The sequence below is a fragment of the Sphaerisporangium sp. NPDC049003 genome (assembly GCF_043197795.1).
Lineage (GTDB): Bacteria > Actinomycetota > Actinomycetes > Streptosporangiales > Streptosporangiaceae > Sphaerisporangium.
The window spans coordinates 1-18,374 of sequence record NZ_JBICTU010000040.1 but is presented as its reverse complement, the minus strand read 5'-3'; the positions used below and the strand labels follow the sequence as shown (position 1 = coordinate 18,374).

General features: G+C 67.8%; 14 protein-coding genes. 13 read left to right on the top strand and 1 reads right to left on the bottom strand.

Translation table 11 applies throughout. From position 1 onward, the window contains the following. Positions 1–74 precede the first annotated feature (74 nt). The 6 genes from ACGFIV_RS32290 (at position 75) to ACGFIV_RS32265 (ending at position 4,657) form a co-directional block, all read left to right on the top strand. Complete coding sequence (locus ACGFIV_RS32290) at positions 75–968, top strand: hypothetical protein (RefSeq protein ID WP_392838650.1); 894 nt, start codon at positions 75–77, stop codon at positions 966–968. A gap of 19 nt (positions 969–987) precedes the next feature. Then, the gene (locus ACGFIV_RS32285; protein ID WP_392838648.1) at positions 988–1,185 is read left to right on the top strand and encodes a hypothetical protein; all 198 of its coding nucleotides are present in this window, start codon (positions 988–990) and stop codon (positions 1,183–1,185) included. Beyond that, positions 1,173–1,649, top strand: coding sequence for a hypothetical protein (locus tag ACGFIV_RS32280; RefSeq protein WP_392838646.1), 477 nt, complete (start codon positions 1,173–1,175; stop codon positions 1,647–1,649). The genes ACGFIV_RS32285 and ACGFIV_RS32280 overlap by 13 nt, the downstream gene beginning before the upstream one ends. Positions 1,650–2,430: 781 nt before the next feature. After that, complete coding sequence (locus tag ACGFIV_RS32275; protein WP_392838644.1) at positions 2,431–2,817, top strand: hypothetical protein; 387 nt, start codon at positions 2,431–2,433, stop codon at positions 2,815–2,817. A gap of 173 nt (positions 2,818–2,990) precedes the next feature. Then, on the top strand, positions 2,991–3,992 hold the full coding sequence (locus ACGFIV_RS32270) for a DUF4192 domain-containing protein (RefSeq protein WP_392838642.1): 1,002 nt from the start codon (positions 2,991–2,993) through the stop codon (positions 3,990–3,992). Between the two features lie 455 nt (positions 3,993–4,447). Continuing rightward, a complete protein-coding gene (locus tag ACGFIV_RS32265) occupies positions 4,448–4,657 on the top strand; it encodes a hypothetical protein (RefSeq protein WP_392838640.1) in 210 nt (69 codons plus the stop codon). 36 nt (positions 4,658–4,693) lie between these two features. Here ACGFIV_RS32265 and ACGFIV_RS32260 read toward each other — a convergent pair whose 3' ends face one another. Continuing rightward, positions 4,694–5,230: a hypothetical protein gene (locus ACGFIV_RS32260; protein WP_392838638.1), complete on the bottom strand. Its 537-nt coding sequence runs from the start codon at positions 5,228–5,230 to the stop codon at positions 4,694–4,696. 504 nt (positions 5,231–5,734) lie between these two features. Here ACGFIV_RS32260 and ACGFIV_RS32255 point away from each other — a divergent pair. The 7 genes from ACGFIV_RS32255 to ACGFIV_RS32225 all read left to right on the top strand — a co-directional run bounded on the left by ACGFIV_RS32255 (position 5,735) and on the right by ACGFIV_RS32225 (position 18,345). Further along, positions 5,735–6,883 carry a tyrosine-type recombinase/integrase gene (locus tag ACGFIV_RS32255; RefSeq protein WP_392838636.1) on the top strand — a complete coding sequence of 383 codons (1,149 nt, stop codon included), beginning with the start codon at positions 5,735–5,737 and terminating at the stop codon, positions 6,881–6,883. Next, positions 6,880–7,212 carry a helix-turn-helix domain-containing protein gene (locus tag ACGFIV_RS32250; protein WP_392838634.1) on the top strand — a complete coding sequence of 111 codons (333 nt, stop codon included), beginning with the start codon at positions 6,880–6,882 and terminating at the stop codon, positions 7,210–7,212. Before ACGFIV_RS32255 ends, ACGFIV_RS32250 begins: the two co-directional genes overlap by 4 nt. Continuing rightward, entirely contained in the window at positions 7,209–8,663 is a 1,455-nt protein-coding gene (locus ACGFIV_RS32245) for a hypothetical protein (protein WP_392838632.1), read from the top strand. Before ACGFIV_RS32250 ends, ACGFIV_RS32245 begins: the two co-directional genes overlap by 4 nt. Before the next feature lie 259 nt (positions 8,664–8,922). Next, complete coding sequence (mobF, locus tag ACGFIV_RS32240) at positions 8,923–13,947, top strand: MobF family relaxase (RefSeq protein WP_392838630.1); 5,025 nt, start codon at positions 8,923–8,925, stop codon at positions 13,945–13,947. A 124-nt stretch (positions 13,948–14,071) separates the two neighbouring features. Beyond that, a complete protein-coding gene (locus ACGFIV_RS32235; RefSeq protein ID WP_392838628.1) occupies positions 14,072–14,368 on the top strand; it encodes a group II intron maturase-specific domain-containing protein in 297 nt (98 codons plus the stop codon). Between the two features lie 158 nt (positions 14,369–14,526). Further along, the gene (locus ACGFIV_RS32230; protein WP_392838694.1) at positions 14,527–14,889 is read left to right on the top strand and encodes a transposase; all 363 of its coding nucleotides are present in this window, start codon (positions 14,527–14,529) and stop codon (positions 14,887–14,889) included. A gap of 1,038 nt (positions 14,890–15,927) precedes the next feature. Further along, positions 15,928–18,345, top strand: a complete 2,418-nt coding sequence (locus tag ACGFIV_RS32225; RefSeq protein WP_392838626.1) for an NACHT domain-containing protein — start codon at positions 15,928–15,930, stop codon at positions 18,343–18,345. Positions 18,346–18,374 lie beyond the last annotated feature (29 nt).

Sequence of the window (18,374 nt, the reverse complement as noted above, 5' to 3'; positions counted from 1 at the left end):
CGCCCGCGACAGGTTCCGCCGGGCGCTCTCGCCGTTCTCCCGTCTCTTCATCCCTCCGCCAAGGAGTCCTGCCTATGGATCAGTTCACCCTCGAAATCCCGGCCAGCGTCCGCAGCCACTTCGTGGTCGCGACCGACCTGAACGTCAGCCGGCCCGCCCACCTGGTCGCCGGCCGGCTCGTACGCCTCCACGCCGAAGGTCACCCTCTCGCCGCCGACGCGCTCGCCCTGCTGCGCTCTTCGAAGGTGGAGGTGGAGACGGTACCCGCGGCCGAGTCCGGGTGGCGCGAGGAATTGGCCGACCTCGCCGGCCCCGACCATCAGGTTCAGGTGCTGACCGCCTGCCTCTTCCATCAGATCATCACCGTGGCGGCGCCCACCGGGCAGCAGCCACGGACCGCCCAGCTGTCTCGCATGATCGCCCGCGTACTGGCCGCCAACACCCGCGGAGTGCTGGCCGATATGGCGGCGCACCACATCGTGCCCGACGCCCACCACCTCGACCAGGAGAACGAGGTCTTCCACGCCGCCGACCACTGGATGACCGTCTTCCTCACCCAGGACGACAGCACCGGCGAGACGTTGAAAGCCGAGACGTGGGGGCTGAGCCGCTTCGGTCTCCCCGAGCTGTGCACGCGAGGATTCCCCCCAGACGTGTCAATGACCGCGGTGAACCTGCTACGCGGTCTCATCATGCAACTCCTGGACGAGCACTGGACACACCTGGCCACGCCGTCAACCGGTCCTGCCCGGATCCTCGCGACCAGCCGCGCCTTCGATACCACCTGGATCTACCGCTACCACGGGCTTACACCCGCACGCACGCGCACCCTCGCGATCCAGCTCCGCCCCCTGCCGGGCTCACCCACCGCAGACCTGGAGATCCTGCCGCCTGAGCCCATGCAACTCCGCACCGCCCGCTGGTGGCGCAATCACTCAACCCTCACCATTCCGCCCCTCGACCATTGACCCGCCCAGGAGTACCCAGATGAGCCATACCGACCTGCGCGGTCTCACTCCCGAAGTCACCTTTCACACCCACGGGCACAACACCATCACCATCAGCGTGGACAAACGCGGTGGGGACACCATCATCGAGGCCCGCTTCTGCGACGACGGCTCGTGCTGGTACCGCGACTTCGATCTCTCCCCCTACCTACGCGGGGAGATCGCATGGAAGAACTGATGCACCCGCCAGGTCTCCTGGGCGGCTACTTTCAGATCCACTTCAACCTCCGCACGCACCTGTGGAGCGTGACCGCGCTCGCCGGCCCGCACAAGGGCCACGTCATCGCCCACCTGGACGACGTAACGGTCACCCGTGCGAAGCTCATCGTCTCCGAGGCCGGGCACCGCCGGGTCAAGAGGATCGGACAGCGCACCGTCCACGCCTGGGTACGCGGTCACGTCCAGGCGGTGAACTCCTCACCGTCCCTGCGTGGCCTGACCTGCATCTCCTACAACCCCCACCCCAAGGAGCCGGACGTCTTGGATCCCTACTTCCGGGTCCGGGGCCCGGGGGGTCAGCCCGGCCAGGTGGTGACCACGTGCGACTGGCTGGTACTGGCCAAACCGTCCGCCGAGGCCCGCAAGGGCTACGGCTGGATGCGACCACCGAATCCGGAGCCCTCTCACGGGGTGATCTGGTGACCGCGCCTTCCGCCGCTCCCTTTCCCATCTGCCCCGATTCACCGGCGAACTGTGCGAGCCGCCCGATCAGGTGGAAGCGGAGCGTGCCGCCGAACATGTCGACCCGCAAGCGGCGATTCAGGCAGCCGGGCCCCGGCGAGCAGGTCCGCTGAACTCCGAGTGGGTCCGCCAGGTGTGAGGTGACGAGTATGGGCAGCTCATCAAGGGTGGCCTGGAGCGGGTGGCCGAACAGTTGGGTGAGACCGTCTGACGTCCCACCATGCCGTTAGCGGAGGCGGGCGCGCCTCCGACGTCCCTCACGGTGCGCCCAGCGTTCACCGCTGACGAGTAGCCGCAATGGTCTTTTCGGCGAGGCGACCGCCAAGCAGCGCAGCGGCGGCCAGTGGACACCGGCGCCCGGAGCCCGGGACCACGCTCATGATGAGGTCGGTCGTCACGTTGCGGTGGCTGATCACGATGGGTGCGGTACCTGTCTGGGGGATCGCCCCGGGGTTCTGAGACAGGCGTTCACGCCGCCTGTGCCGGTGGGTCTGTCTGCTCCCTGATCCCGGCTTCGCAGTCTGCGCCGCACTGGCCGTAGCCGCAACCGGGCTTTCGCTGCGCTCATCCCCGGCCTGCCAGATCTTTTCCTCCTTCGTCGGAAAACATCGGGGCGGCCAGGGGACCGCCCGGTTGCGGCCCGGCGGGCGTGCGTCGCGGGCGCCTGCTGCCGGGAAGGGGCAGACGACCCCAGGCCGCCAGCACGGCGGCCGACCTCCCGGCAGGAACCGGGAGGACCCCCATGAACAGCCAGCTGTCCGCTCACATCGTCGGTCACGTCATCGCCGCGCCCCGTACGTTCTCCCTGCGCGAGGGGGTCGGCTGCGACCTGCGGGTCCTGGTCACCCGCCGCTTCTACAACTCCTTCGGTATCCCCACCACGGCCGAGACCCGCGTCAAGGTCGTCACCTACGACACGGTGATGGCCGAGCGCCTGATCCGGGACTACCAGATGGGCGCCTTCGTCGAGATCATCGCCGACAACGTCCGGGTCGAGAAGCCCTGGCAGAACAAGCAGGGCGAGTGGGTTCGCGGCAGCGCCGTCTTCACCCTGGAGAAGATCCGCCACGTCACGGTCCAGACCCCCGAAAGCGGCGAAGTCCTCGCCGGTGTGAGCGTCGCGTCCTGACCGCCGCCGCCCCCGGGCGGCCGCGGCCGCCCGGGGGCGGCAAGCCCCCATCTCTTCACCTCTCTTCAGCCCGGTCCGCCTCGAGCACCGGGCCATTCCCCACCGCTGCGGCTTCGGCTTGGGCCGTTGCGCCCCCTCGTACTACGCCCCCTCGTACATGGAAGGACATCGCCGTGAACCTGCCCCGCAAGCTCGCCGTCACCTCCCCTCCCGACGCCATCGCCCTCACTCCCTACCTGCTGGGATTCCACCCCCACGACTCCTTGGTGATCCTCGGCCACGGCGGCGAGGGCAGCTTCGCGTTTCGCCTGGATCTGGTGGGCCGCGAGCGCTACAGCGACCTGCTGATGCAGTTGTCCGGTCTCCTGACCCGCAACGACGCCGAGGCTGCGGTCCTGCTCGGCTACGGGCCGCAGGAGACCGCGGTTCCGCTGCTGGCCGAGGTGCGGGACGCACTGACCGACATCGTCACCGTCAAGGACGTCGTGCACGTGGACGGGGGCCGCTGGTGGTCCCTGATGTGCACCGACCCACAGTGCTGCCCCGCGGAGGGAACCCCCTACGACATCGCGACCTCCCGCCTCGCCGCCCAGGCCACCTTCGCCGGGCTGGTCGCCTATGCCAGTCGCGAGGAGATGACGGCGATGGTGGCGCCCGTCGACGGCGAGGACCGGGTGTGGATGGCGGCCGAGACCGAGCGCGCCGAGCAGGAACTACTGGACATCACGCGGTCCCCCTCGCTGCTGGTCCAGCAGGGGGTGCAGCTGGTCCGCTCGCTCATCGGCCAGGACCGCGGGCTCACCGACCACGAGGTCGCACGACTGTCGATCGTCCTCACCAGCCTCCGGGTTCGCGATGAGGCATTGGCACTCATCCCGACCCTGGATCCACGGCAGCAACTGCGGCTGTGGCAGGACGTGACCCGCCGCGCGGCCGGTGAGTACGCCGCCGCGCCGGCGGTGCTGCTGGCCTTTCTCGCCTATATCAACGGGAACGGGAGCCTGGCCAGGATCGCGCTCGACCGGTGCCGTCAACTCGCGCCGTCCTACACGATGGCCGAGCTGATCGGGTACTGCCTCAACCTCGGTATCCCGCCAGAGACGGTGCGCGACAAGATCCGCGATACCCACGGGAGTCTGCCCGAGGTGTGGGGAGACTCCGCGGAGTACGTCTGAGGGGCCGGCGCCGGGGTGGCGGTGTTCTCCCGCCGCCCCGGCCGCCTGTCCCTTTGGAGGTGACAGCCTTTGCCGGCACGGCATGGGACGAGCGGTCGTAAACGCGCTGGGACGCCCTGGCAAGGAGTACCTCTGGTCGGTGCGGGGCCTGGATGGGCAGGCTTTGTGATGACAGGCTTGTCGAGCGCCGGGTTGTCGTGCGTCGGGCTCCCCCACGGCATTCCAGCGCCCAGAGCGCAGCAGACCCACCCGCGCCGCGCAACCTGCATCAAGGCCCGCCGCCGAAGCGCGGGTCCGCGCCGGCTGCGGAGTTCCAAGATCTTTCTCCTTCGTCCGAAACATCTTGGAACTCCTGGCGTGGAAGTTGCGCGACACGGCCGGGCCCGCTGGGGGCCGAGGCACAGGAACACCGCACGGGAGCCCTCGGGCTCCCGCCCTCAGGACGGAGCCCGACCGTGAACCAGCCCACCCTTCAGACTTCTGTCACCCAGACCGCCGAGCGTCCCGCGTGGCTTCCCACCCCCGAGGAGCTGGACGCGCCCTTGGAGGGGCAAGTGACCGATCGCGGCGCGGATGACCCGTGGTACCCGCAGGTGGCGGCGTGGATCGCCGGCGCCGAGTCCGCCGCCCGCGAACTGCCCGAGGAGCTGGCCGCCCGCTGGTGACCGGTAAGGGCAGGAGGCCGTCCCCCCGCCCTTACCTCACCGGAACTGACCCCATGACGCGCCCGCATGCGCGTCTGACCCTCCATCCGTGGCAGGCTGCCGGCTAGGCGCGAGCACGCGGGCCGCTCCTGCGTCGGCCTGCTGCTCGGCGTGGGCCTCACCATCGTGGCCGTCCGCCGTGTCCCCTGATAGCTCGCCGGTCTGGTCGCCGGGGTCATCCCCGGGGTCGTCCCCGGGGATGCTGTTGGCCATGGCCCTGACAACGGGGACGCTCAGCCCGCACAGTTCGGCGATCTCCGCGTTGGTCTGGTCGAGCTTTCGCAGCGCGCGGACGGCCTCGCCGGCCTCGATGTCGGCTTGACGCGCCTCACGCTCGGCGTAGTCGAGGATCTTCTTGGCTCTGTGGCCGGCCTCCTGTCTGATCTGCTCCGCCCGTCCCGAGAACTCGAAGAAGTCGGCGAGTGCCGCTTCGATTTGCCGCTCGCGCGTCAGCCGTTCGGTGTCCCTGGCGGCTTTGGCCTCCCGTGCCTTCCTCAGCGCGGCGGCCCGGCGGGATGTGGTTCGTTGCCCCAATCACACACCTCACATCTCTCTACATTGGCTAAAAGCTCGCAATACTTTAAACTCATGTGTATGGGAGCTGTCAAGGTAGGGCCTCACCGGGCCGGCCACCTCACGTGGTGCGAACGCGCACACCAGCCCCATCACGCCTTCTCCCGGACGCTCGCGTCCTGCACACGCACCTCCCTACGCCCGCTCCGGCTTCCGCACTGCTCGCCCGCCGTTCCGGCAGTTCTGCTCCCATCAACCTCAAAGCCAACAAGACACCTCTTGCACCTCCAGCAAAAGCGCTGCGTTTTGCATCAGATGCGAACTCGCAACGGTGCGTTCGGGGGCTCGGTTTGCGGCTCGGCGGACGCGCTGGGCCAGGGCGTTTACGGTGCCGAGCTCGCTCACCGCTTCGTCGTGAACGCCTGCGGCGGCGCAAGGACGGCGGCTCGTTTGGCGCCGCGTCCGACCTGGGGCTTCTTTGTTGATCTCGCATCCGATGCGATACTTTCGCATCAGATGCGAGTGATGCGAAGGGTGTTTGTGGTGGTGTTGAAGGGCTCGGTGCCGGGTTCGGCGCGGTTGCTGCTGGCCGAGGGCGTGCCGTTGCTGCGTCCGGAGGAGCAGATCTTCGGGGCGATGCTGGACGGCTGGCGGAACCAGCAGCTGGCGCGGAACCTGGCTACGACGACGATCGAGGACCGGGCCCGCAAGGTGAACGCGTTCCTGCGGTTCAGCAACGCGTTCCCGTGGCAGTGGACGCCGCAGCTGGTGGATGAATGGTCGGGTGACCTGCGAGCGATCCGGCACGTCAGCCATTCGACGTTGCGCGGCTATCAGCACGCGATCAAGTCGTTCTGCGACTACGTCACCGACCCCGCCTACGGGTGGGCGAGCGAGTGCGAGATGCGGTTCGGGACGCACCCGATCCAGGTGGACCACGAGTGGAACACCGCGGTCCACGTCGCCGACAGCGAGGCCCGGCCCCGCAAGCGGGCCTTCACTCGCGACGAGCTCCAGGCGTTCTTCGATCACGCCGATGACGAGGTGACGCGCAAGCGCAGGGACGGCCGCAAGGGCTGGCTGGCGGCGTTCCGGGACGCGACGATCTTCAAGACCGCCTACGGCTTCGGCACCCGCCGCAACGAGACGAGGATGCTGGACGCCGTCGACTTCGGCCGCAACCCCTCCGGCCCGGAGTTCGGCGACTACGGGGTCTGCTTCGTCCGCTACGGCAAGGCGCAGAAGGGATCGCCGCCCAAGCGCCGCAGCGTGCTGACCGTTTGGGAGTGGACCGCAGACGTCCTGGAGGAGTGGTTCACCGACGTCTGGCCTTACTTCGGCGCGGACGACAACCCCGCCGCCTGGCCGTCAGAGCGGGGGCTTCGGGTCGGGCCGCCGCAGATCAACCGGCGGTTCGGCCAGTACCGCGACGAGCTCGGCCTGGACGAGCTGCTGGACTTCCACTCCCTGCGCCGCCCCTACGTCACCCACCTGATCGAGGACGGTTACGACGCCCGGTTCGTCCAGGAGCAGGTCGGCCACCAGCACGCCTCCACGACCTCGATCTACACCTGCGTGTCCTCCGACTACCGCACCCGCACGCTGCGGCGGGCGCTGGATGCCACGATCAGCGCCGCCCTCGGGCCGGCCACGACCGGAAGGGGAAACCGATGAAGCGTCGCGTCACCTACACCTGGCGGCTGCGCGAGGTCATGGCCGAGCACGGCATGTTCACCACCGTCGAGCTCGGCCCGCTGCTGGCCGAGCGTGGTATCGACCTGTCGTCCTCCCAGGTCCACCGGCTGGTCACCGGCACCCCGGAACGGCTGTCGTTGCAGGTCCTGGCCGCGCTCTGCGACATCTTCGGCGGCACGCCCGACACCTTCATCATCACCGAGGCGACCAACGCCGGCGTTCGCAAGACCGCCACCGACGACCGCGCCGACCTCGCCAAGGTCGCCGACCTGCGGCCACGCCGGGCGAAGATCGGACCCGCGAAATGACCACGACGACGCCTTCCACGCCCGCCTGCGGCCGCTGCCAGCGGGTGGTCAAGCTCTCCGGCCGCCGCTGGCCCGAGGGCCCGATCTGCTTCGGCTGCTACGCCACCGCCATGCAGACCTACGCCCCCTGCACCCGCTGCAGACACCACGGGCTGGCTCCCGGCCGGGACGATGACGGCGCGCTGCTCTGCGTTCCCTGCTCAGGGATCAACGTCTCCTACCGCTGCCAGCGTTGCGGCCGGGAAGCGCTGCGCCACTCCAAGAACCTCTGCGGACACTGCGTGCTGGCCGACCGGCTCGCCGTCCTGCTCGACGACGGGACCGGCCAGATCAACCCGGACCTCAAGCCGTTCTACGACCATTTCTGCGCCATGCCGCGGCCTCGCAGCGGGATTCTGTGGCTCACCAAGCCGCACGTCCCGCCGATCCTGCGCGCCCTGGCCACCGGCCAGACCCCGCTCACCCACGACGGGCTCAGCACCCTCACCCCCTGGCGGTCGGTCGCCCACGTCCGTGATCTCCTGATCGCCAGCGGCGTCCTGCCACCCGCCGACCGGTTCCTGATCCTGTTCCAGCAGTGGCTCGACGGCTGGCTCGCCGACGTCGACCCCGACCACCGCAAGGTCCTCCAACGGTTCGCCACCTGGCACATCCTGCGACGCCTGCGCACCGCAGCCGCCCGTGGCCCCTTCGGCTACGGCCGCAACCAAAGCGCCCGCAACACCCTCGTCAAAGCCGCCGACTTCTGCGCCTGGCTCGACACCCGCGACCGAACCCTGAGCACCTGCACCCAAGCCGACATCGACACCTTCTACGCCCGCTCCACCGAGACCCGGCCGGGCGCCCACATGTTCCTGAAGTGGTGCCTCACCAACCGGGTCATGCCGAAGCTGACCATCCCCACCCCACGCTCCCAGGCAAGCGCACCGATCAGCGCCCGGCAGCGACTGGACCTCATCCGCCGCCTCACCGAGGACGACTCCCTGGAGTTGCGGGACCGGATCGTCGCACTGCTGGTGCTCCTGTTCGCCCAGGACGTCGTGAAGATCACCCGCCTGACACTCGACGACATCGTCGGCGACGGCGACCAGATCTCCATCAAGCTCGGCACCGACCCGACCCCCATCCCGGCGCCGTTCGACGGCCTGGTCGTCCGCTACATCAACAACCGGCCCAACCTCGTCACCGCCACCAACCCCGGCAGCACCCTGCTGTTCCCTGGCCGCCGCGCCGGCCAACCCATGCACCCCACCACGCTCCGGCTGCGCCTGGCCGCCGCCGGAATCCCCAACCTCACCGGACGGACCGCCGCGCTGCGGCAACTCCTCCTCCACGCCCCCGCACCCATCGTGGCCTTCCTGCTCGGCTACGCCCCGTCCACCACCACCCGCATCGCCGAAGAGACCGGAGACACCTACAAGCACTACGCCCCCGGAGACCACCAGAAGTGACCCAACCCCTCCCAGAACACGCGACAGTCGAATACGCGACGGCGCCGGTCGATCGTTCGCCTGACGGCGGGAACCGGTGTCGCGGCGACGCCCCGGAACGCCCGTTTCGAGGGGTCTCAGAGCATTGCCGACCCGGCGTTCTGGAGCGCCGGTCGCCCTCCACCAGGATCGTTCGAAGGGAACCAACCGACTTTTCCGCGGGCACTTGTAGCCGTCGGTCGGGCGTCCTGCGGTGCGCTGTTGTGGCGAGGTGGTCGCGATGATGACCATCCACAAACTCACGGCCGGCGACGGCTACACGTACCTGACCAGGCAGGTCGCGGGCGGCGACGTGCAGTGGGAACAGGGCCAGGCCGCAGCCGAGTACTACACCGCCAAGGGCAACCCCCCGGGCAGATGGATGGGGCGCGGCGCTCCCCTGCTGGGCCTGGACGGTGAGCAGGTCACCGAGGACCAGATGAAGGCCCTGTTCGGGGCCGGGATGCACCCTCGCGCGGACGCCATCGTGTCCGAGTACCTCGCCAAGAACATCACGGCTCACATGACCGAACGGCAGCTGGAAGCGCTCCAGGAAGGAGCGATCCGTGCGGCGACACTCGGCGCGCGGTTCCCGGTCTACACGCCGCTGGAGCACTTCAAGACCCGCGTTGACCGTCGCCTTCAGGTGATCGAGCAAGAGACCGGCCGACCGGCTACCGCGACCGATGTCAAGCGGATCCACGCCGAGGAGGCTCGCCGGGCCAGGGCTGCCGTGGCGGGCTTCGACGTGGTCTTCGCGCCGGTCAAGTCCGCCGCCCTGCTGTGGGCGCTGGACCCTCGCCCGCAGGTACGGCAGGCAGTCCGGCAAGCCCATGAGGCCGCGCGGGACGCCGCGCTGGAGATGCTGGAGCAGCACGCCGCGTTCACCCGTACCGGCAGGGGCGGCGTCGCCCAGGTCGAGACGAACGGCCTGATCGCTGCGGTCTTCGACCACTACGACAGCCGGGCCGGCGACCCCAACCTGCACACCCACGTCGCTATCTCCAGCAAGATCCAGGGCGTGGACGGCAAGTGGCGCAGCCTGGACGCCCGCGCGCTCTACCGGGTCACCGTCGCGGCCAGCGAGTTCTACAACACCGCGTTCGAGACTCAGCTCCAGCAGCGGATTCCGGTCACCTTCACCGAGCGATCCGACACCCGCGACGAGCGAGAGCCGATCCGGGAGATCGCGGGGATCCCGCTGGGCTTCATCGAGTTCTTCTCATCCCGGCGCACCGATATCGAGGCGCGGTACGAGCAGCTGTTGCGCCAGTTCCGCCGCGAGCACGGCTACGACCCGAACAGACAGGTCGCCCATCAGCTCGCCCGGCAAGCCAACCTCGAAACCCGCGACGCCAAGAAGACCGCGCGCTCGCTTGCGGAGATGCGGACCGACTGGACGCAGTCCTTCACCGAGAAGTTCGGTGTGGAGGCGATCGGCCGGCTCATGGGCGCCGTCCCCGACGGCATGCCTCTCGTGCGTGAACCCTCCGCGGAGGTCGACCTCGCGGCAATGGCGAGCCAGGTCGTGGCGAGGGTTTCGGAAATGCGTTCCACGTGGACCGTGTGGAATCTGCGCGCCGAAGCCGAACGGCTGGCCCGCGCCAAGCTGGTCTTCGACTCTCCCGATCAGCACCATGCGACGGTCGCCCGCATCGTTGAAGCGTGCCTGTCGCCGGCGTTGTCGGTGACCGTTGACGGGCCCGGTCTACTGCCGGAGCCGGAGGTGTTGCAGCGGTCCGACGGGTCGTCGGTGTTCGTCGAACATGCCTCCGCGCGGTTCACCAGCCGCCTCATCCTGGACGCCGAAGACCGCCTGGTCGCCGCGGCGAAAACCCGGACCGCGGTCGGCTTGGCGGGCAGCGCGGTCGCTGCGGCGCTGGAGGGATTCGACGCCCGCGGCGTCAAGCTGGACGCCGGGCAGCGGCAACTGGTGACCACGTTCGCGACCGACGACCGGCTGATCGTCGCGGGGCTCGGCCCTGCCGGAGCCGGAAAGACCACCGCCATGCGGGCATACGCCCACGTCGCTGGGCAGGCCGGGCAGCGGATCGTCGCCCTCGCCACCTCCTCGGCAGCCGCCGACGTTCTGGGCAAGGAGCTGGGCGTCCGAGCCGACAACCTGCACAAATTCGTCCACGAGTACACCAGGGGACCCTACTCCGCCCAGCTGCGGTGCGGGCAGCCCGTGCCCGAGCAGGCGGGCATGTTCGCGCTCAATCCGGGCGATGTGGTGCTGCTGGATGAGGCCGGGATGGCCGGCACCCTCCTGCTGGACCGGCTCATTCAAATCGCGGCTGAACGGGGTGCGGTCGTCCGGTTGCTGGGTGACTACCGGCAGCTCGGCGCGGTCGAGTCCGGCGGTGCGCTGCGCCTGATCGCCACCGAGGCCGGCGCCGTCGAGCTGAACGTCCTCTACCGGTTCGACAACCCCGACGAGGCCGAGGCCACGTTGAAGATCCGGGTCGGAGACTCCGCCGGGCTGGACTTCTACGCCAGCGAGGACCGGATCAGGTCGGGTTCCAAACAGGCCATGATCGAGGAGTCCTACGCGAGCTGGAAGGCGGACATGCTCGCCGGGCGCACCACCCTGATGGCCGCCGCGACCGGCGTGAACGTCACCGCGCTCGCCGCCCAGGCCCGCCTGGACCGCGTCGAAGCCGGGCAGGTAGAAGCCGACGGCGTGCAACTGCATGACGGGAACCTCGCCGGCGCCGGGGACTGGATCGTCACCCGCCACAACGACCGAAAACTGCGCGTCCACCGTGGCAAGGACTGGGTGAAGAACGGCGACGCCTGGTCTGTTCTGTCCCGCCACGACGACGGATCACTGACCGTCCGGCACCTGGATCACCGCGGAACCGTACACCTGCCCGCCGACTACATCGCCGCGAACGTCGAGCTGCTCTACGCCACGACGACCAACCGGGCGCAGGGCTCCACCGTCGACACCGCCCACCCGCTGATCACTCCGGAGATGACCCGGGAGAACCTGTACGTCATCCTCTCCCGCGCCCGCCAGCGAACCGTTCTGCACGTCGTCACTCACGAGCTACTCGCCTACGACCCCGACGACCGCCTCGACCGGGTCCGCCACGACGCCCGCCAGTACGCCGCCCGCGAAGTTCTGCACAACATCCTCGCCCACGAGGGCAACGAGATCTCCGCGACCGAAAGCATCCGCCAGGCCGCCGAAGACTCCCGATCGTTGGCCGTACTCGTCCCCCGCCACCAGTACGCCGCCACGCTGCTGGCCACCGAGCACTACACCCAGCTCGCCTCCGAAATCCTGGCCCGGCCACTCGCCCATGCCCTCACCAACTGCGACGGCTGGTCCTCAGCCGTCACCGCCCTCGCCCACGCCGAAGCTCTCGGCTGGCCAGCCCGCCACCTGCTCGCCGCCACCGCCCGAGACGCAGATCTGCCGGCCGCCGAGACACCGGGACGGCTGCTGGCATGGCGGATCAACGCCTACATCCAGGACCATCCCGCACCCGGCCCGCTCGCCCAGCCGACCCTCGCCGACACCATCCGGTACGCCGACCTGCTGCGCACGTTCACCGGACAGAGCGCCCTGGACCCCGCCGACGCGACCCGCACTCCTGCAATCCTGACCGGGGTTCCCGCCACCAGCCGCAGCCCCTATGTCTCGTCCGAAGCGCTGGCAGGCTACGCCGAGACGACCGCGAACGCCCTCGGCGTGCCCGTCGCACACGTCGCCACCCACCGGTCCTGGCCCCATCTGGCCGCGAGCCTGGTCGCCGCCCACCGCAGCGGCCGTGACATCCCCGGACTTATCAGACCCCTCACCGCCACCCTCACCATGGCCGCTGGCAACGCGGAACATCGAATCGACCATCTCGCGCCGCTCGCGCGAACCGTACGACGCCTTCTGAACGCAGACACAGCTACCGGTCTGATCACCGTCCCGGCCCAGCTCAAGCCCGCCGTCATAACTGCCGAAGCGCTCGGCGCTGAGACCGCTGACCGGCTACGAGCCCAGCCGACCTGGCCCGCTCTGGAGGCGGCCCTGCGCCGCGCGGAACGCGACGGCCACGACCCCGTGGAGATGCTCCGGCGCGTGGCCCAAGCCCGCGAGTTCTCCTCGGCCGAGGTGGGCGCCAGCCGGCTCCTGGCCTGGAGGCTCGGCCGCTACCTCAGCACCCGAACCGTTCCCGACCAGGCGAGCGAACAGCCCCAGGTAAAAGGCGACTGGCGGCTGCTCGCCTGGACACTCAAGGGGCTGGAACAGGACGGAGCCGACCTCACTCAGGTCCTCAACCTGAGCCAGGAGGCGACGCTGCCCGACGTTCTCCACCAAGCCCAGAACGTTGCCGCCCAGATCTCCGGTGTCGAGGCCGTGCAGGAGAGCGCGCCCCTGCCCTGGCTCATCACCGGCGGCCCCCACCGTGATCCCGACCATCAGCTCGTCCGCTACATGGGGCAGGCCGAGGCACTGATCTCGGCGCGCGTCCGACACCTCGCCGACATCACGACCAGCACCCGGCCGGCCTGGTCCACCCCGCTGGGCGACGCTCCACAAGAGCTGCACCCGCAGACCGAATGGACCCGCCATGTCGGGATCATCGCCGCCTACCGCGACCAGCAGAAGGTCCTTACCAACGATCCGCGTCAAATCCTCGGCCCCTACCCTGAGCCCGGCCGGCCCGAGCGCACCGCGTACTGGCACGCCGTCAACTCGATCGTCGCCGCCCGTACGATCACCGGACTCGACCCCGAGCCACAGCGGCCTGGTCCCGATCCTGCTCGCATCCAGGTCGCCGTAGACGTGTATCTCGCACTCCCTGACGACCACCGAGCCGCTGTCCACGCCGCCGTCGTTCAGCGACGAGGAGACCTCTGGTTCGGCGACCGGCACAGCATCGACGATCACGCCGTCACTCAGCCCATCAACTCCCGGGAACTACATCAGGTCCTCGTCGAACGCGGCCATCTCACCCAGTCCCCCGCAGACGGCGCCAGGCACGAAGCCACCGACAACCGTCCCCAAGACTGCCGTACAGCCGAGCAGCAGCCGGTCGAAGCCCAGCTTGCCGCCCACCGCAAAGCGCAACGGGACACCGAACGCGCCGCCCGCATGGAGCGAGCCCGCCTGTCCAAGCTGAGGACTCAAGCCCGCCGCAAACAGCAACAACAGCGCGCCCAGCAACGCCGTCAGCAGGCCCAAGGTACCCAGGCTGCGCCCCCCCTCCAACCACCGGCTGAGCAGCAGAACCAGCGCCAGGAACGTCGGCTCAGCCAATAACAACAAGCGAGCATGTCGTTCACCTTCTTGGGATACACCTTCCAACCGCAGGCGGCAGTAGGGAAGAACGGCAAGCACTTCACGTCCTTTCTCCCGGCGGTCAGCAATGACGCCCTGAAGAAAGATGAGCGCGACGGTGCGGTCCTGGCGGTTACACCTCCGGGTCAACAGCACCGAGGCGGACCTCGCCCGGATGATCAATCCGGTGGTGCGGGGCTGGATGGCCTACTACGGAGCCTTCTACCGCCATGGGCTGCATCCCCTGCCCCATCGCATCAGCACCTACCTGCTGCGGTGGATCATGAACAAGTACAAGAGGTTGAGCAATTGGAAGAAGGCCACCCGGGCGATGCGTGACGCGGTGGCCCGGCACCCTCGGTACTTCGCACACTGGGCCTTGGCAAAACCGGCCGTCAGATGATCAGAACGACAAGAGCCGTGTAACGGGAGACTGTTACGCACGGATCTGTGGCAGCCCGGGGGTGAGATTCCCTCGGGCTACCGGGGCCTCCCCCCGAGGTGTGGACACCTTGAGTGCCAGATCATGGAGATCTGGAGACCAAGGAGTTCCTCGTGGTCATGAAGGTCTACTCGGCTGAGTTCAAAGCCGATGCCGTCACGCTGTATCTGTCGGATCCGGCTCGGACGGTCGCCTCGGTAGCCCGGGACCTGGGCGTCAGCCGGGAGACGCTGCGTTTGTGGGTGCGCCAGGCCCAGGCGGCGGGCACCGCGCCGGAGAAGGCGGGGCCGACGACCAAGCCGGCGCATGCCCCGATAACCTCCGACGACGTGTCAGAATCGCCACCTGGATCGCCGACTTCTACAACGCCCGCCGCCGGCACAGCGCCGCCGACGGGCTACCCTACGATCGACTACGAAGAGCGAATCATGACCGCCCGAGCGGCAACCGGAGCAACGTCTCAGGACGCCATCGCGGCATAACACGTCTCCACGGTTGAAGGGATTGCCAGGCCCTCTTGACCTCGCGGTCATAGACAAGCGTTAAGCTCGACCCAGTGGAACTGGAGCCAGTGAGCCCATTCTGACTACTGACGCACTTAAGCAAAAATAAGCAACGCCTGAGAGGTGGTTAAGCAATGTTAACCAGTGAAACAGGCGACGCTGTCAGATGGTTGACGACGTACGTGGAGCAACGATGAAGACGTTCGGCAAGCATTTCCATCCTGCGGCGGAGAATCTCAACAGTGGAAAGAGCATGTGGAAAGGGTTTGGAATGCACAACGTAGATCATGCCACACCAAGCAATCCATCCCGGCGCCAGGGCATCGGTAAGGCCCCATCACGCTGATCAGCTGACCTGCCTCAACGCAAGACCCTTCCTCTTCGTCGAGTTGAGGCCGGCTGGTGCCCGGGCCCGGGCCACCGGACCCTCCATCTGATCGTTATCGACTACATGATCACCTCATTAGCGCTCAAACCGAAGAGCGAAGCCTCTACAGCTCCTGCGAAATTCGTTTCGGCATCTCTAAGAATCTTCGAGCTAAGGTAATTCGACGGCCGCCCGCCCATCTCCGGCAGGGCTTTGGTCTGGGCATCGTCTGTCACATTGACCAAACTACAGCCACACGCATCGTACGTGGACGTATGAGCAGACCGCAGCCGCCGACCCTTACTGCTCCCTGATATAGCCACCTCCGGGAGCCATTTGCCAGATCGCTTCCCCATCGCGCACCGTTACTGCCTCAGGCCGAATAATGCGGTCTTTCAGCATGACAATCTTGTCGTATTCATCACTTTGACACTGCGGGCCCCGGGCGACCCGCTGGAGGACGTCGGGTATATAGCGTGGACGTGGTGCACCTGGTCCAAGCAGACGGCGCCCGTGGAAGGCAGGGCGCGGGCGCCCAGAGATCAGCCGCGGGCGACCTCGACCGCGTGCGAGGGCACTCTGCACACCGCCGCCCAGGGCGGCCGTAATTTCGGCTTACTTCATGGTCCGTGATAGGTGATGATGGTCGCGTGGCGGGCGATGATGCTCTGGAAATGGATGCGTGGCTTTGGTCGGTGCCCGATGGTCGCCTACCTCCCCCTCCTGTTGAGTCGAAGGCGCCGCTGCTGCCGATCGGTGACTTAGCGTGGGAGAACGCCGAACGTCTTTTCGTGCGACTGCTGGAGACGCAGGGGCGTATCCAGTACGCGAAGCTGTTCGGGACGCCGGGACAGAACCAGGCGGGTATCGACGCCTACGCCAGGCTCCCTTTGGACCTCGCCTCAGCAGCCCCGGATAGCCGCGCCTATGTCGCGTTGCAGTCACGGCGGGTCAAGAAGCTGACCCCTGCCGGTATCAAGCGCGCCGTTAAGGACTTTCTGAGCAGGGAGTGGGCTGGGCGCTCCCAGCGGTTCTACTTCGCTACATCCGCCAACCTGCAGGAACGGACGCTGGACGTCGCCGTCCGCGAGGCGACGGACGAGCTGGGTGAGCATCGAATTGAGTTCATCCCCTGGGGGGCTCAGGAACTGGCTGCGCTGTTGCGCCCTCACCCGGAAATCGTCGACGACTTCTTCGGCCGCCCTTGGGTTGAGCTGTTTTGCGGTCGGGACGCCGCATCAGGGCTTCGGCACCGGCTCACCCCGCAGGACAGTACCCGGCTGCGCGACGAGTTACGGAGCCTGTACTCGGCTGTTTTCGCCGCGCAGGACGCGCGCACCAAGCCTGGACACGATGGCCGGTTCGTTATTCTCGACGTCGCTCCAGGCGTACCCGGCGATGATCTGCCTCAGCCCGTCGGACAGGAGCTGGAGCCCCTGGCTGACCCGGTGCCGAACCAACACCCGCAGGCGCTTGCGCACTTCGACGAGCACGACGCCGGATTCGTGACTCGATCGCGCTACGGCCAGCGACGGCGCACGCTGCGGCCGTTGCGTCGCCTTCTCAACCGTCCGGGCGTCCCGGCGGGCACGGGGGAGATGAATCGGCCAGCCGATGATTGGCTGGCCGAGTGCCGGCACGCCCTGGTGATCGGTGCTCCCGGCTCTGGGAAGTCCAGCTTGCTGCGGTTCGCTGCCGGTGACTTGCTGGCTGCCGAGCCTCAGTCGGTGGTGTTGCAACGCGAGCACGCGGGCCGGCTACCGGTGTGGTTGCCGTTCGGCTACCTGTGCCGTCATCTGGCCGAATCTACGACTCATTCGCTGCATTCCGCCGCCCGGGCATGGTTGGCTAGACACGACGCTGAGAACCTGTGGCAACTCGTTGAACGTGCCTTGAGCGATGACCGCCTCCTGCTGCTGATCGACGGCGTGGACGAATGGAGCGACGTCGATGAGGCCGAACACGCCCTTTATGTACTGGAGACGTTCCTCGGCCGCTCCCAGGCGGTGGCTATCGTGTCGACCCGGCCCTATGCCATATCGCGTCTGAACTGGACGCTGCCGTGGACCCGCGGCGCACTCACTGCGCTGACAGATGCTCAGCGGCGGGCGATCGCGGCTCAGACGATTCTCACCGTGCAAGGGACCGATGACGCGAACTACACACGGATTCGACTGGACCCGTTCCTGGAGGAACTCGATGAGGTCCCCGAGCTGAGCGAGTTATCCCGTTCCCCGCTCTTCCTCACCTTGCTAGCCGCCACCTGGCGAGGGGAACCACTCCCCGCCCAGCGGTTTAAACTGTACGGCCGATTGATCGAGCTGCTGATCGAGAAGCATCCGCAGATGCGCCGACGTGCCACTCGGGCTCGGGGCGGCGCCATCTCGTCGGACGAATTCCAAACATTGTTCCAGGCGGTGGCCTACCGGCTGCGGTCGCGGGGAAGCGCTGGCACAGTCGCGCGCGCTGAGATCCGCGGTCACTTCCGGGAGGCGCTGATCGACGAGGACGTCCTGGGGTATCCGCTGGAACAGGCGCGGCGTATAGCCGATGCCGCGTTGAGGGTTGGTGAGCACGAGTTCGGGATCCTGGTCTCCCAGGGAGCCGGCCAGGTCGGATTCCTGCATCGGGTCATCTTCGACCATCTCGCCGGCCTGCACTTAGCTACCCTGCCGCTCCAAGAGCAAGAGCGTGTCATGATCGAGCGGGTGGCCGACCCGGCGTGGGGGGATGTACTGCTGTCGGCCTTGAGCGCACACATCGTGCGGTCGCACGTGAAGAGTCTGCTCGACGCGGTCACCGTCGGCACAACTGCAGATCTTTCAGAACCCGAAGGTGCGGGAGCCGTCGAGCGGGCGCTGTGGGCGCATCGGGACAACAGCGCCTTCGAGTTGCTCGCGCAAGCGCTCGCCGCCAATGTCGCCCTCACCCCAAGGCAGCATGCCGCCTACCTCGATCAGCTCATCGGACGCGTACAGGCGCATCCGTCGCTGGAGCACCGTGCTGTCGCTTGCCAGCCTGATGGGACCACCCAGTTGCCACGAGGAAGGGACCACCTGGTCGTGTAGTCGATCATAATGATCTCCCTCAGTTCGTC